Source organism: Pseudomonas sp. GM80 (assembly GCF_000282515.1).
In the GTDB taxonomy this organism is placed as follows: domain Bacteria; phylum Pseudomonadota; class Gammaproteobacteria; order Pseudomonadales; family Pseudomonadaceae; genus Aquipseudomonas.
Genome location: NZ_AKJD01000042.1, coordinates 43332 through 59268 on the forward strand (window position 1 = coordinate 43332; position 15937 = coordinate 59268).

At 57.7% G+C, this 15937-nt stretch carries 11 protein-coding genes; all 11 read right to left on the bottom strand.

Going from position 1 to position 15937, the window contains the following annotated elements; translation table 11 throughout:
• Positions 1-133: 133 nt before the first annotated feature.
• Genes PMI37_RS04860 through tagH form a run of 11 tightly spaced genes read right to left on the bottom strand, consistent with a single transcriptional unit; the run spans position 134 to position 15930 of the window.
• Positions 134-643, bottom strand: coding sequence for a hypothetical protein (locus PMI37_RS04860; protein WP_008078698.1), 510 nt, complete (start codon positions 641-643; stop codon positions 134-136).
• A complete protein-coding gene (locus PMI37_RS04865) occupies positions 633-3635 on the bottom strand; it encodes a hypothetical protein (RefSeq protein WP_008078700.1) in 3003 nt (1000 codons plus the stop codon). The genes PMI37_RS04860 and PMI37_RS04865 overlap by 11 nt, the downstream gene beginning before the upstream one ends.
• A complete protein-coding gene (locus tag PMI37_RS04870) occupies positions 3632-4645 on the bottom strand; it encodes an SEL1-like repeat protein (protein ID WP_008078702.1) in 1014 nt (337 codons plus the stop codon). Before PMI37_RS04870 ends, PMI37_RS04865 begins: the two co-directional genes overlap by 4 nt.
• Positions 4646-4656: 11 nt before the next feature.
• The gene (locus tag PMI37_RS04875; RefSeq protein WP_008078703.1) at positions 4657-6705 is read right to left on the bottom strand and encodes a type VI secretion system Vgr family protein; all 2049 of its coding nucleotides are present in this window, start codon (positions 6703-6705) and stop codon (positions 4657-4659) included.
• Positions 6706-6733: 28 nt separating this feature from the next.
• A complete protein-coding gene (locus PMI37_RS04880) occupies positions 6734-7735 on the bottom strand; it encodes a serine/threonine-protein kinase (RefSeq protein ID WP_008078705.1) in 1002 nt (333 codons plus the stop codon).
• A complete protein-coding gene (locus tag PMI37_RS04885; RefSeq protein ID WP_008078706.1) occupies positions 7732-8460 on the bottom strand; it encodes a PP2C family protein-serine/threonine phosphatase in 729 nt (242 codons plus the stop codon). The genes PMI37_RS04880 and PMI37_RS04885 overlap by 4 nt, the downstream gene beginning before the upstream one ends.
• Positions 8460-11999, bottom strand: a complete 3540-nt coding sequence (tssM, locus tag PMI37_RS04890) for a type VI secretion system membrane subunit TssM (protein WP_008078707.1) — start codon at positions 11997-11999, stop codon at positions 8460-8462. The genes PMI37_RS04885 and tssM overlap by 1 nt, the downstream gene beginning before the upstream one ends.
• 13 nt (positions 12000-12012) lie before the next feature.
• The gene (gene icmH, locus PMI37_RS04895; protein ID WP_008078709.1) at positions 12013-12888 is read right to left on the bottom strand and encodes a type IVB secretion system protein IcmH/DotU; all 876 of its coding nucleotides are present in this window, start codon (positions 12886-12888) and stop codon (positions 12013-12015) included.
• A 5-nt stretch (positions 12889-12893) separates the two neighbouring features.
• Positions 12894-14225, bottom strand: coding sequence for a type VI secretion system baseplate subunit TssK (gene tssK / locus PMI37_RS04900; RefSeq protein WP_008078710.1), 1332 nt, complete (start codon positions 14223-14225; stop codon positions 12894-12896).
• A 2-nt stretch (positions 14226-14227) separates the two neighbouring features.
• On the bottom strand, positions 14228-14728 hold the full coding sequence (tssJ, locus tag PMI37_RS04905) for a type VI secretion system lipoprotein TssJ (RefSeq protein ID WP_008078712.1): 501 nt from the start codon (positions 14726-14728) through the stop codon (positions 14228-14230).
• Between the two features lie 5 nt (positions 14729-14733).
• Entirely contained in the window at positions 14734-15930 is a 1197-nt protein-coding gene (tagH, locus tag PMI37_RS04910; protein ID WP_008078713.1) for a type VI secretion system-associated FHA domain protein TagH, read from the bottom strand.
• Positions 15931-15937 lie beyond the last annotated feature (7 nt).

The window sequence follows — 15937 nt, forward strand, 5'->3', positions numbered from 1 at the left end:
CACCTTTTCTCACTATCAACTTTTCTCATTGTGACCTTTTTTCATTTTTTTGCTATTTTGCGAAGATCTAAAAAATAGTAGGGTGACGGATTTAGCCAAGTCCATCTCCATCTCCTCGAAGTGATAACCGGAGTCACTGATCGACAAGATCTATTAAATTAAGCGCTTTTCCATCGAACTCATAGAAACGCAATCTGTTACCTTCTTCGAGGTCGTTACCATTTACATCTACCTCTGGGTCGGCTGCGACCCCCATAATCATGAGCAATTTGCTGTCCGATTGGTAGACGGCCGCATAGGGTGCTGTTCCGTCATTTCCAACTATGTAATATGCATTAGGAAATGATGTCACAACCTCTCCGGTTTTTACGTCAAGAACCTCCCCACATATCGCGCCGCCACCACAGCCGTTTGCGTAAACTACGTAATGACCAGCAAAATTTACGGGGCGCTTAATGGCACTCTTTCGCCCCTCATCCCAGATTTTATTTTCATCACTCACCACAACATCATGATGTTCGCCCTGAAATATTTCGTCGACTTTATAGTTTTCAAACCGCGGTGTATCAGCCTTAGCGAAACACGAAAACAGAAAAAGTGTGCCCAACCAAAATAAACGAAACCCCAAAAATTTAATTGCCATTATTTTTTGACTCCTCCAGAACACGAATCATGTCAACTGGTAATATGTGAGCGGCATTTGTACCAACGCCATCATAATACGACTGTCCTTCAAAGCTTGCGACCCTGGCTAACATTACCGGTTTTCCGTCTTTCATTTCCGTGACTCCGTTCTCGTCTTTTTTCGACACGGGGCTTATAGTTTTACCTTTTCTAACACCTGCCGAGGCGAATTCTAAAGCCCAGGCGTAAGCAGCTTTTTCGATATCGCCATCCCCTTCCAGATATTGGATGAACGCCTTGCGTTTAATTCTTATTAAGTATTCTTCGAAAATTTTGTCCTGCATCTTTTCATCAAACTTAAGACTGGTATCAAGCTCAAGTTTTTTCACAGCACCATTGATCGTGTCAGCAATCATCTGATAGCGACCCGCCGCAAGAACATCACGATCCATTTGTTTTTTCTGAAGTTCAGCGATTGTCCACGTCGTCAAATCAGTTTTATAAAAGGATTGGTGTCCACCCTTCGTTTTATTGTAAGCAGTGTAATCGTTATTCGACTCTACACTTGCAAGCAAATTAGCAAATGCGCTGTGCGCCCAGCCTTTTCCAGGCACGGCAAACTTCATGAAATTATTGACAAACGCGATAGGGTGAAAATGATAGACCTGTTTTGGTAGTGTCATCTGCAGCACACCCGCCAGTTCATCCCAAAAAACCAGTTTATCGATGCGTTCTTTTTCATGCTTCAATAACTTCGGAGAGTCTTCGAGTAATTTATCAAGACGACTCCACTTCGGTTCAGAGGATTTCGCCTGCCATTCGGTCGGATGGTAAGCAATCAACTTTGTCCACTTATCCCGAAATTCCACATTTTTTAATGCCGAGTTCAAGTCTGCGGAAGTTACTTCACCATCTGTGTTACCAAGAGCGTCGAGTTTCGCATGCAACTCTTTAAAAAAAGGCGGCATGGTGTCAGGATCAAGAAAACCATCCGAGTTTTCATCGCCCTCTTTGACAACTGTAAATCCTAATTTTGCCCAATCATGCTGGGATATCAGCTGAGCTCCTGATGATGTAAATGTCACATCCACCTTTTTTATCAAGCCCGTCAGTTTCTTATTTTTCTCTGTCACAGTCGGCTCATACCACTCGACTCCCTGTGAGTCTTTAAATGTGGTAACCGAGCCCATAGGAACTGTATGTTCGGACTCAAGGGTCGAAGACTGCCCGGCGGCTGCTTTACTGGCGAGTACCGTGCCGGCAGGCAGCTTCATGTAACTCATGCCAACTTTCAGGGCTGCTTCATTCTGCAAGAACTTATCGAGTCCCGTATCACTGGTGAATATCTCAATATGGGCATGATATTTACTGGTGGTCGAACCCTCAACTTTCCCAGGGTTCTCCTGCAAGCCTAAAAACCCAACCGGATGACCCGCTTTGATAGGTGCCTGGCACGCGATTACCTTATCGAATTCGGTTGGTGTGGTTTCGGCCCAAGCGACCATTCGACCTTTACCGATATCTTCCACGCAGGCCCAGAAAATCGGTGGGACAGCTCCTGCACCTCTCAAACCGCCGGACAGACAAATGCACTCAGCCATCCGAACAAGAGAACTGCCAACTTTCAAGTTGAATACTTTAGTACCGTCGAACTTAATTTCACTGTTCAAACAAAGGGCCATTTCCCCCATCGGTTCACCGGCACTCTCACCATTGGCAAGTGTACTCGGCACAGCGTACAACGGTAATCCGTTCGGGGCGGTGACACGTGCCTTTACTACCCCCTTCCAATAACCAGGCCGAGTTCGTTCCGGAGGTAATATTGCGCTCCAGATAGCAGTGTCTTTTTTGTTGGTTAATACCACACCGTCTTTCTTGTATGCGAACCATGCTTCTTGCCCGACCTTCCTGTTTGGAACCTTTCCGCTTAACAACTTTCCTTTGGCATAAGTAATGCCGTTACTGGCAAGCTTTTCGTCTAGAACCTCGAAAACGGTACCAACAGAAATCATTCCGTACTTTTCACACCCCGGCCCATCCTCGACATCACTGCGGGCTGTAAAATCCCCCACCTTGAACTTTATCTTCGGCTTGCCCAGCTCTTCCTCTGTCGGCAAATAGCCTTTGTATGGCATAAGGTGCATATAGAGGCTGAAAAATACTAAGCTATTTTGTTTCTTTTTATTTGCACCCTCTTCCGGATTAGCGAGCGACTTATAGTCATGTCGAACTAGGCAAAAAGAATTAGAGTATTTGAGCTTGGCCGGCTTATCGCCAGAATAATCCGACTGAAGATAATCTTCGTTGAGGCGATAGGCGACAACTACCCCATCGGCCATGCATCGAACGGGCTCATTCTTTACACAGTAAGGGGCACTGGCATCGCTAATATGAATACCACCGTGCCAAAAACCATGATTGCCTAATAAAAAATTCCCCGATCCTTCACTTTCGAGAGCTTTAAAGATCTCCTCGGAGTCCTTGAACTGTGTCCCGTCAGATTTTCTAAACGGGTACTGAAAGTTCATTAAAGGATAAGCGGTTGGCGCTGGCGGGGTTACGGGAGCAGGTTCTGGGGTAGAGGCAGGCTGGGATCCTGTCTTAAAAATCTCTTTAACTCGTAAAAACTTGATTGGCATCGGCCAAAAATTTGAGCCTGTTCCAAATTTAGCGGTAGCGGGACCAGTAGAATTTTGGGAGCCAAAAAAATTCCCACTTTTATTTTCCACATCGATATCTTCGACAAACCCTGTATGTGTTGGCCAAAGCGCAATGTCTCCAGGCAATACATCTTTCCATTCGATTACATCATAATTCGTGACATTTATCTTCAGAGCAGTAGTATTGCTGTATGGAACTTTATAACCGGCCGTTTTTAGCATTTCCCATACTAAGGTTGAGCAATCAATCTCTTTCTTGCCGTCGCCATCAGTGTCTTTGCCTTTGCCGTCGCCATATACATAGTCGCCTTTGTTATAGAGCGATTTCTGCTCAAGTACTCCGGTAGTCATTGGTTAGCTTCCTGCTTAAAGCAAAGTGAGGACTCAGTTTTTACATTTTCGGCGATAAGTCGCGCCGCATTTTTTTTGGATAATTCAAATCCTTTGTCGGCTGCCGCCTGGAAACATGCAAGCGCACGACTTGGGCTGGTTATACCCAGAGAGCCCCTCTCGTATGAGAGCCCTAATTGATTCATTGCTTCCATAGAGCCGAGCTTCGCTCCCCCTTCAAGAGCGTTAAGAGATTTCTCGGGGTCTGCGCAGGGGCGTGCCTGGTCATAGCGCCCCCCGTCACAGTAGAAGTTCGCGAGTGCAAGATTTGCTGCTCCAGAGGTACTAGCTGCATTGAACAACAGTTCAAGAATTCTCGAGTTCTCTAGGCGTGGTGCTTGACCTGACAAACTCAACAGGACTGCTTGATACCCAGCCTCTGTAGACCCCTTATCTGCGCCGTCCAAGTAGCTATCAAGTGCGGAAATATAAAGCTGAGTCGATGCTGGAAACGCTGCTTCCATTGCCAAATCGACCAAAATTTCCCCTCTTCTCAAGCTGCGCACTCCTGGGGGAAGACTCGATATATCAATCTGGGAGTTCAGCACAGCGCCTAGTGACCAGTTCTCAACCCTGCTCAAAGACCAGCAATCGGTTTTTTGGAATGTAAGAATCTTCAGCAAATCTCCTTTCTGATTACGAACGAAAAGCTTATTCGGTAGTTGAACCATCACAGCCAAACTCGACATTTGGACTGCCTCGGGAGAGAGCATGCTCAACTCATCAGCGCCCAAAGTTTCGACTTCTCGCTCAACCACTTTAGCTTCACGGCCCTCTGCAACAACCTCCATAAAGTGAATAGGTGAAGTGGTGAACGCGTGCTGCACCTCTGGCTCAGCAGAAAACACCTTCACAAATCCTTCAAAATTTTCGGCTGGGCATTGCACGGCGAATACGTCAGAACTGAGGCCCAATGCCAGCAACATGGTCCATTTCAAGCGGAATCTGCCGGGGTTCTTTTTGCTTGTCATCACAAAACTCATCACTCAGAAAACACAAAAAAAGCCTTCGGCTTAACCTTCTCAGGCACCGAATTCCCGAACGCCTGATCCATCAAACTCCCCGCCTTATCCTTATCCGCCGCCCCCGGCAGCACCGGCGGTTTAATCCCGATCCCGGTCCCATTCCCAGGCGCCCCACCGGCATTAATCTTCACCACCGGCCCAACCACCGTCACACCACCGCCATCGAGCTTGATAAAGCTGCCACCCCCAAGAATGGTCAGCTCCGTCCCGGCTTCAATAACGATCTTGTCCCCAGCCTTGAGGTGTATCTCTTTCCCGGCGCTGGTCAGTTGCGCAGTCCCCAGTTTGATGTGCTGGTTCTGCCCAACCGTCAGGTGATCATCGATTCGCGTTTCAACCTTGCGGTCGGACACCGTGGTGCGGTGTTCTTCGGCCTTGAGCTCGGTGTAGGTGTTCTTCTCGACGGTGTCGTGGCGTTCGTTGCCGACCCGAATCTTCTGGTCGCGCTCAACGTTTTCATCCCAATCGCGCTGGGCGTGGATGTAGATCTGCTCCGCGCCTTTCTTGTCTTCGATGCGCAGTTCGTTGTAGCCGCCGCCCCCCGGTGAGCTGAGGGTTTTGAACACGCTGCGCGTCTTGTTCGCCGGCAAGGCGTAGGACACCGGGTTTTCCTTGTGGTACAGGCAGCCGGTCACCAGTGGTTGGTCTGGGTCGCCTTCGAGGAAGGTGACGAGGACTTCCATGCCGACGCGCGGGATGCTGATGGCGCCGTAGCGGTCGCCGGCCCAGGCGCTGGAGACGCGCAGCCAGCAGCTGGTTTTGTCGTCGGCCTGGCCTTCGCGGTCCCAGTGGAATTGCACCTTGATGCGGCCGTACTGGTCGCAGTGGATTTCTTCACCGGCGGGGCCGGTGACGTGGGCGGTCTGGCTGCCGAGTACGCGCGGTTTCGGGTGTTCGAGGGCCGGGCGGTAGAACACGTCCCACGGGGTGCCGAGGAAGGTGTTGCGGTAGCCCTGGTGGAAGTCGTCCTTGTTGTCGGTGGTGTCGCTGGTCACGCCTTCTTCGAGGACTTGCGGTTGTTTGCCTTCGTGGAAGATCTCGGTGAGCAGCCAAAGGTCGTTCCACTCGCTGCGCGGGTGGTCAGACATTTCCATGAAGTGGCCGCTGACCAGACGGGTCTGATCGCCGCGACCTTCGGCCTGGCGGTAGTCGGCGCGGTGGCGTTCGAGGGCGCGTTGGCTGAGGAACTTGCCGCGCGCGCGGTCGATGAAGCGACCGGGGTAGTCGTAGTCTTCCAGATCCGGTTCGGCGCTTTGGCTATCGGGAGCGGCGTCCGGTTTGTACGCCGCTTCCATTTGCAGACGCGGTTTTTCAAAGTCGTAGTCGCGGCGGGTGACGCGGCTGGTGCGGGTTTCCAGGCGCAGGCGGAAGCCTTTGATCACCGGCTCGTCAGCCACCATACCGCTGCCCTGAATGTAGGCGGTTGGCTGGCCGAGTTTGGGGAACACGGTCTGGTCGTCGCCGAACACCAGCAGGTGCCCTTTCGGGGTGTGCTGGAAGTGGTAGTGGATGCCTTCCTCTTCGCACAGACGCTGGACGAAGTGCAGGTCGGTTTCGTCGTACTGCACGCAGTAGTCGCGATCCGGGCACGGCTGGCTCAACTGGAAGTTGTAGGCGTTGCCTTTGATGCCGTGTTCTTCGAGGATCAGCGCGATGATTTTAGGCGCCGACATCTGCTGGTAGATGCGCTGGTTGGTGCGGTGATGCAGGTACTGCAGTTGCGGCACCAGCGACACTTTGTAGCGGGTCAGGCGCTTGCCGGCATCGCCTTGGGCGACGCGATAGATCTGCCCGTGAATGCCGGAGCCCTGCGGATCGAAGGCGAGGAAGGCCTGTTTGTGCAGGAGCTTTTCCAGGTCCAGATCAGGGTTTTCGCTGACCAGTTCGAGGTCGAAGCGAAACGGCTGGCTAATGCCTTCGGTGCCGGTGAACGACAGCACTTGCAGGTCGCCGACATAGTCTTCGACCGTCAGGCTGAAGTGGGTCTCGTTAGCTGAGTTGAACATTGTGTGTTCCCTGTTCGAATGTCATCCGTTATGCCCGAAGTCGCAGACGTTGCAGCCAGGACGAGGTGGCGCCCATGGCGTCACGCAATTGAGTGGCAGTGATGGTGCGTTCCGCCGCGTGGAAGCTCAGCGCTGTTTGCAGCGCAGGCCAGCAGTGTTTCGGCAGGTTTGCCGGAGCTTGCAGCTCGCGTTCAAGGTGCTCGTCGCGGGCCTGGGTCGAGGGCAAGCGGCGGAACGGGTGTTTGCCGCCCGCCAGTTCATAGATCACACAGGCCACGCCGTAGACGTCTGCGCTGGCCGACAACGGTTGGCCTTCAAGCAGTTCGGGGGCGGCGTAGCCTGGCGTCCAGGCGTTGAAGCGCTCGCGGCTCAGGTGCGGCAGGCCGGGCAAGGTGCCCTCTTCTGCCTGGCCGAGACCGAAGTCGAACAGGCGCAAGCCGTCTTCGCTGAGCATGACGTTGCTCGGTTTCATGTCGCCGTGCAGCACGCCGCGACGGTGGGCGTAGGCCAGCGTGTCGAGCAGCGGCAGGACGATGTCACGCAGTTCTTTCCACGGCAGGCCGAGGGGCCGCTCGCAGAGCAATTTGTCCAGGGTCAGGCCACGCATGTATTCCATGGTGATGAAGGCCCGCTGGCAATCGGTGTCGACTTCAAAGGTGTGCGCGCGCACAACGTTGTCGTGGCGCAGGCGTCGGGTCAGGGCGAACTCGCTGTAGAGCAAGGCACTGGCGTCCGGCGATTCGGCAAATTCTTCGCTGAGGATTTTCAGCGCGATGTAAGGGTCGGGATCGCCGAACTGTTCGTGCAGCAGATCCCTCGCCCGGTATACAGCGCCCATGCCGCCAGCCCCGAGCAGGCGCTCGAGGCGATAACGGCCGGCCAGCACGTCCGGCAACGCGCCGATGCTGGCCTTGGTCGGGGCCAGCGCGGGTTCCGCGTTATGGGCTTTGGCGAAGGCGAAGTAGGTCAGGTTGTTGGCCTGTTCTTCGCTCATCAGCACATCATCGATGGGTGATTCGATTTCACTCATTGGCGGATTACCACGGCAGTCAAATTGTCCCGAGCGGCACCCCGCAGGGCACCGTCGAACAAACGTTCCAGCGCCACGTGCGGCGCGCTGAGGCTGAGGGCGTTGCCGAGGGCATCGCTGCTCAGGCCTTGATACAAACCATCGCTGCAGAGCAAAAACGCATCGCCCGGATAGACCTCGAGTTCGAGGACATCCAGGGTCAGTTGTTCGGCGGCGCCGACGGCTCGGGTCAACGCCTGAGCCGACGGGTGCGCTGCCGCCTGTTCGACGCTCATCTGTTGCTCGTCGATCAGTTGCTGTTGCAGCGAATGGTCTTTGGACAGTTGATACAGACGCTGGCCGCGCCACAGGTAGCAGCGGCTGTCGCCGGCCCAGATGCAGGCCGCGCGATTGCCTTCCACCAGCAGCGCCACGACGGTGCTGCCCATGATGCTGTCGTGACGGCCGGCAGTGACGGTCAACTCCTGCCCCAGGCGCCGGTTCAGCCAGTGCAGGCACTGGCGAATGGCTTTGAGGCGTTCGTCGAACTCGTCGTGTGCCGGCAGTTCAGCCAGGCTGGCGACGATCAACTGGCTGGCGACGTCGCCACCCTGATGACCGCCCATGCCGTCCGCGACCACCCACAGCCCCTGCTGCGGATGGTCGAGGAAGGCATCTTCGTTGCGCGCCCGCACCTTGCCCGGGTCGGTACGCGCCGCGCTGCGCCAGGGACTGGCCACCAGCATCAGAGCTGCACCGGCATACGGAAGGTGCGCAGCACGCCCATGTCGAACGGGTTCGGCGTGCGCTGGCTGGTCAGCAGGTAGTTGGCGCGCAGGCCGCCTACGTCAGCTTTCAGCACCAGCACGTCGCGACCAGTCAGGTACTCGGTCTGCATCAGGTCGAACAGACGGAACAGCGACCATGGGCCGGAGTTCTTCTCGATGCCGATCGGGCGGCCGGCCATTTTGTCCATGACCAGGCTGGTGCGACCGTCTTCAGCCTCGGTCGGCCACTTGAACGACATTGGCAGGATCGGGCCGTGACGGTATTCCATGGTCTTGTCGCCGAACTTGAACTCGGAACGGCTGACGGCCGGGTCGAGGGTGTACGGCTCCAGTTTGAACTGCACGGTCGGTTCGGCCGGGTTGATCGAGAAGAAGCTCTGACGAATCGTCAGCGCCGCCGCCATCTGATCAAGGTAGACCTTGGACACCGGCAGGCTGTGACCGTCAATGCTGCGCATGCGGTAGTTGCCCGGATCGCCGCTGACGAACGGACGCATGTAGCTGTCGAAGAAGCGGTCAACGGTGCCTTGCGCCTTGAAGAACTCGCGGAAGTCGCTGATCGCCACGTCGCTGGTGCTGCTGGCGCTGAACGGATAACGCTTGCTGATGGTCTTGCCATACACGCTGTACAGTTCGTTCTGATAACGACCGTTGAGGTATTGGTAAGCATCGTTGAGCACCAGACGCCAGGAGTCTTCGGCCAGCACGTTGAACCACACGCTCAGTGGACGCGGCAGGCGACCGGAAGCGGTGCGCAGGTTGGTCAGCGCATCACGCTGGCCGCTCATGCGGGTTTTCGCCAGTTCGAACGCGGCTTGTTCCGGCGTGCTGGAACGGGCCAGACCGGACAGTTGCAGTTGCAGGTCGTTGAGCGCGTTGAAGGCTGGCGTCAGGTCGGCGCCCGGACCGTTGTTGTCATCGAGCAAACGATGCAGCGGTTCGAAGCGACGTTGCAGCGACTTCTTCGCTGTGTCCGGCAGGCTCTTGGCAACGTTCAGGGCCGAAGCCTTGTCCGCCACGGCAGACGCCAGTTTGCCGACTTTACCCAGTTTGCCCTTCTGCCCCGCCAGTGCATCGGCGGCATCACCGGCTTCATCGACCGGATCGGCAGCGGCCGGGAAGCGGGTGTTTTCACGCACTTCGGTGAGCAATGCGAGCACCGGCGAGTTGGCCGAAGTCAGGCCCGCCAGTTGCTCGGCGCCTTCACCGGCGTCGCTGATCGGCGGCAACGCCACCTGGCCAACGGCTTCGCTCCAGTAGTTGGCGTAGTCGCGGAAATACAGCTGCTCCAGTTCGACCATCAGGCGACGCAGGTCCATGTCGCTGATGCCCGCACCTTCGCCCAGCACCCAGTTGTCACGCAGGATGTCGGTGACCAGCGCCGAACCCTGCACCGAGAAGTACTGTTGATAACCGGTCTGCGTGTAGAAGCCCGGGATCACGTATTCAGTGCCGATAAACAGCGAGCCTTGTGGGCCGAGGTGTTGGCTGAAACGGTATTCCGGCAAGTTGCGCGCCTGCTCGCGGAGCATGCGATAAACCACGGTGGCCAGCGATTCGCTGCGCAATACCTGACGCGCCTGCGTGACCAACTGGTCGTTGAGCGGGTAGATGAAAGGCAGCTTCAGCAGGCGTTCGAGGTGAGTGTTCAGACCGTTCTGCACCGCGGTGTTGCCGGTGTAGCGCGTCGACCAGTCAGTGGCGACCCAGTCCTTCAGCCAAGCGGCGTCGCGACGGTCTTTCATGTTCAGCATCAGGTACGCGCGCAGGCTGTTGAGCAGCTTTTCGCGGTCCTTCATGTTGGCGCGGATCTGCCCTTCAAGCATCGTCGCAACGCGTGGCAGCAGTTGCTTCTCAAGCTCGCGCTCGTAAGCTTCTTTGACCACCGGATTAACCGTTTCACCCTGATACAGACCGCCACGCTCAAGGTAGGAGACATCACCTTTTTTCGGGAAGGCCTGGGTCGCGGCATAGCTGGTGTCGAGGGTTTTCAGCGCGCCCATCGCATCATCGCGCGGCGACAAGGCCGAGCGCTGCTGCGTCCAGTTCTGCGCGAGGTTGCGCAGGTTTTCCAGACGCTCGTAGTTGGCCGAGAAACCACCGGCCCAGAGCATGCCGAACAACGCCAGTGCCGCCAGTGCGCCGACGTACAACGCACGTTGCCCCCAATGGATGCGGCTGCGCTCGCGCTTGTCGAGACCGGCCAGATCGGCTTCAGGGAAAATCACCCGGCTGAGCAGGTGATGAATGAACCGCGAACGGCCGCTGCGCAGGGTCGGCAACACGCCGGCACTGATGCCGAGGTTGGCGCCGATGCCGGCGGTGCTCGCATCCATTTCCTGGGTCAGGTGCGGTGCACTGGTCAGGTAGAAACCGCGCAGTTGCGTAGCACGCTGATAACGGTTGCCGGTGAACGCCATGTCGACGAACAGACACATGCGCTCGCCGATCTGCCCCAGCTGGTGCGGGAAGTCGAGGATGCGGCCACGGCGCTGCGTGTCACGCTCGGAGTGCATGCGCATGATCACTTGGCTGTTGAGGCGACGCAGCAGTTCTTCGAACTCGTTGCGCAGCACGGCCACGTCGGTGCCGACCTGATCCTTGCGGAAACTGGTACCGAGCACCTGATCGCTTTCTTCGCGGGTCAGTTGATCGAAGAACTCGTCGAAGCCCAGCAGCTTGTCAGCCTTGCTCAGCACCAGATACACCGGCACGTCGACGTGCAGTTTCTGATGCACGTCTTGCAGACGGGCACGCACCTGGCGCGCCAGGGTGTCGATGTCTTGTTCGCTGCCGCCGAGCAGGGTTTCCACCGGAATGGTCACCAGCACGCCGTTCAACGGACGGCCACGACGACGCTTGCGCAACAGTTCCAGCAAGGTGGTCCAGGCGCTGCCGTCGACTTCGGCGTCCGGCTGCGTCAGGTAACGGCCGGCGGTGTCGATCAGCACACCGTGATCGGCGAAGTACCAGTCGCAATGACGGGTGCCGAGGGTGTCGCGGGTCAGCTTGCGGTCGATCTTGTTGATCGGGAATTCCAGACCGGAAAAGTCCAGCAGGCTGGTCTTGCCCGAGGCCTGTGGGCCGATCAACAGGTACCACGGCAAGTCGCTGCGCCAGCGTTCGCTGCGGCCGCGATACAGGCTCGAAGTCTTCAGGGTTTTCAGCGCGTCTTTGAAGCGCGCCTTCAACTCTTTCTGTTCTTCGTCGATCTGCTCTTCGCGGCGGATGCGATCCTGACCGTCTTCGGATTCTTCATCGGCTTTCTTGCGGATGCCCGCGCGCCAGCTGACGAAGACCATGGTCAGGCCCCAGATCAGGAACAGCACGCTGATGGTCAACAGACGGGAGGTCGAACCTTCCCAGAACTTGTAGTCATCAACCGCCAACAACGGGCCGACGAACCACACCAGCAGCGCCACGAACAGCACCAGCAGCAGGGTCCAGACCCAGGTCTGGCGCAGGAAGGCGCCGACTTTCTTGAAAAACTTTTTCATCACACGTCCCTGTTTACGGCTGCGACTGCGGCTGAACCGCGGCCGGATCAAGCGGCTGATATGGTTGCAGAACGGTGTCGCGCTGCTCGCCCAAGACCCAGGCGAAGCCCGAATACATCACCACCAGGCAGACGAAGGTGAACAACACCACCATCCACGCCGGCACGATGCGCACCAGGTTGCGGCGCTGATCGTTCAAGCCTTCCCAATGCGGCGACAACTCGCGCGGCACGTCGCCACGCAACTGACGGATCTGCCGGTACAAGGCGTCGCGGATGCCTTCGAGTTCGAGCATGCCGCGTGCCTGCACGCGGTACTTGCCCTCGAAGCCGAGGGACAGGCACAGGTACATCAGCTCGAGCATCGGCAGGTGCTTGACCGGGTTCTTCGACAGCCGATCGAGCAACTGGAAGAACTTCTCGCCACCGAAGGTTTCATTGTGGAAGCTGCTCAAAAGGCTCATCTGCGACCATTCACTTTCGTTGCCCCACGGCGTGGTCACGACGGCTTCGTCGACCACGGTGCAGAGCACGTAACGCGCGGCCATCACCTGGCTGCTTTCGGCGCCGTTGTGCAGGGCGCGCACTTCAAACAGCTTGAGCCCGGCGGTCAGGCGCTCGTTGAGCGCGTACAAATCTTCGCGGGTTTCGCTGTGCTTGAGGCGCACCACTTCCGAGAGCAGTTCGGAGGACGCCGCCACCAGCGAATTGAGGCTGATGTTGAACGCTTCGGCCGGGCGCAGGCGCGCGGCGTAGATCATCCGTTCTTCCAGTTGCTCGAAACGCGGCGGCGCGGCGAAATCGGTCAGCGGACTCGACGCCGGGCCGTGGCCCTGACGGTCGAGCAGGACGGTTTTGTCGTCCTGGTTGTGTTCCATGTCCTTGATCATGTCGGTCAGTTCCTGATGGCCCAGAATTTCAGTTCAAGCTCGGCGAATTCGCCGGACACGTGGAACGCGAAGCCGCCGGAGCGCTCGAGTTGCGCCAGGTCTTCGGAACTGAGTTCGAGGATGAAATAGGTTTTGTTCGAGTGGAACGCGATCTGCCGTGGGGCCACGGGCAACGGTTTGACCTTGATCCCCGGCAGGTGCAGGTTGACCAGTTGGCGGATACGCTCCACCGGGCCGACCTTGAGGTGCGCCGGCAAGCGGTGGCGCAGTTCTTCGGAGTCGCAGTTGGCACTGGCCGCCAGCACGAACGAGGCCGAGCCGAGCAGTTTGTGGTCGTGCAACGGCGACACGATGATGCCGTACTGACGCGCTTGCAGGATCAGCTCGATGGCGTGTTGTTCCAGCACCATCGACAGCACCTGACGAATCGCGTCCATCAGTTTGCGGAAGCTCGCGCCCTGGTCGGCGTGCGAGTAGCGGCTGTCCAGACGCGGACGTTTGCTGTCGCCGGAGAAGGTCGCCAGGTCGCCGAGCATGGTCAGCAGCGTGCGGTACAACTCTTCCGGGTGAACCTGCTCCAGCCCCAGATAGTGGCGCAGCAGCAACTCGGTACGGTTGATCAGTTGCAGCATCATGAAGTCGCCGACTTCGGCACCGCCGACCTTGCCGTTGGAACGAATCCGCTCGGCAATCGTGTCACCACGGTGGTTGAGCATGCTGATGACTTCTTTCAGGCACGACAGCAGGTAGCTGGAGGCGTGGGCCTGAATGTAGGTCGGGACGAAATCCGGATCGAGGCTGATCACGCCGTCGGGCGTGGTGTCGAGCACGTCGCAGATCTTCAGTTTCACGTAGGCCTGATCGCTCTGCTGCTCGCCGAGCAACAGTTTGAAGTCCGGGCGACCACAGCTGACCTGGCTGGCGGAATCGTCGCCGGCGTTGGAGTCGGCCACTTCGGCGTCGTACGCGGTGTAGCGCGCGAGCACGTCGGACTGCTCCGGACGGCGCGACTCGATGTGGTTACCGGTGACCAGCGGCAGCGCCAGGTAGATCGGCGTGTTGCCGGTGTTCGGCGGCACGTCCAGCGCCAGCGGTTCGGTGTTGCCACCGAGTTCGAACAGGCTGCCGTCCGGCAGAATCCCCGAGGCGGCACTGATCACCAGTTTGCCCATGTTGAGGAACTGCAGGTCGATCTCCAGATTGAGGAAACCCCAGGTGTAACCGCCCAACAACTGAGTGCGGGTTTTCATCTGGTGATCGTAATAGCGATCGTTGTGCTGGAAGTGCTGCGGACGCAGCAGCATGCCTTCCTGCCAAATGACTTTATGGGTATTCATGGTCAGTCATCCGCCTTGGCGAGCACTTGATTAGTGTTACGGATGCCGGTCTGGTCCAGGGTCAGATCGACTTCGGTGACTTCCAGTGGCGTGATCTGCACCGTGTGGCGCCATTGGGTTTCCGGCAAATCGCGGTAAGCGGCGAGAACGCCGACATAACTGCTGCCCTCTTCCACCTTGAGTTTCAGTTCCACGGTTTCGCCCGGGCGCAGTTCGAGTTCTTCGCTGGCCACCAGATCCGGGTTGAGGGATTCCTTGGCGCGCTCGTAGAGGCTGAAGAAGTCAGCATTCTCGAAGGTCACCGGGTGCTTGAGTTCGAACAGGCGCACGACGATCGGCGACGGCCGCCCGTTGAGGTCCGGGTTCAACTGATCGCTGCCGGTCAGTTTCAGGTTGATCTTGGTCACTTTCGAGTACGGCGACAGCGACGAGCAACCGGCGAGCAACACCAGCACGGTGAGCGCAGTCAGCGTCTTGAAAAAAGCGGTCGAGCGGCGAGACATGCGCATCATCCTTGGTGGTCGGTGTGGAGGGTGGAGATCAGGCGGATCTGTTCTTCGTAGGCCTGGGCGAAGTCGCGGGCCAACAGGCGTTCGCTCCAGTCATCGTCCTGGCGCAGCGCCTGGTGGTAACGGCCGAACGCTCTCCAGCGCCCGCCCGACGTGGCAATCAACGGCTTGTTGTCGCGCTCGAAACGCAGGGTCAACTGCTCCGGCGAGAAGTGCTCAAGCGTGCCGCGCACGGCGGCGCGGCTGGCGGTCAGCAAGGCCACCTGGTGCGCCTGCAAATCGCGGAACGCGCGGGAGATGGCTTGCTCGGCCGGCAGATGGCCAGGCTTGCTTGGCTGCAACAGAATCTGCAGGGCTTCGCTCGGATCAACGGCGAATTTCAGCGGATTCTTGTTGGTGCCTTGCACGGTGGTCTGGGCCAGACGCAGTTCGTTTTTAAGCTCCGAACGGGTGCGCAGACTCTGCTGCAAACCGCCGACGCTCTGACGCAACAAGCGCGCAGCGTTCAGCGCCAGGGCTTCGCGCTCGTCGTGGCTGAGGCCTTTGACGTCGACCCCCAGTGCGGCACCGAAGTGCTCCCAGAAACCTTCGCTCTGGCGCTCAACGGCTTTCGGCGCGGGCGCAGGCTCAGGCTCGACGGGGGCGCTGATCAGCTCCGGCACCATCAGGCTTTCCATGTCGATGCGCGCATAGTCGGCGCGCTGACGGCTGTCCTCGGGCGCGGTGTTCGGCGCCAGCAATTCGTCGATTTCCGAGTAGACGCGTTCTTGCTGTTCGAGCGCATTGAGCGGGTCGAGGTCGAGGAAGGCGTCATCCGGGATGATGCTGCCGGCTGCGCGCGGACGCCCGGCTTCACCGTCGAACGCCGCCGGGTCACGCACCAGCCGTGCACGGATCTCGAAGTCGCCCAGCACGTAGGTGCTGCCGTGTTCGATGCGCACTGGCTCGCCCTTGCTCAGACGTGCGCCGCTCTCACCGTCCTGAACACCGTTGCTGCTGGTGTCCGTGAGGAAAAACACGCCTTCGCGAAAGCTGACAATCGCGTGGTGGTTGGACAGGTGACGCTTGCGGTCAGGAATGATCCAGTCGCAGTCCTCGCCCCGCCCGATCACGCCACCGGCCTGTTTGAAGGTCCGCTGGCACAGCTCGGTGGGCACGAACTGCTTGGTATTCAGCATTTCGAAAACCAATTCCATGTTTGAT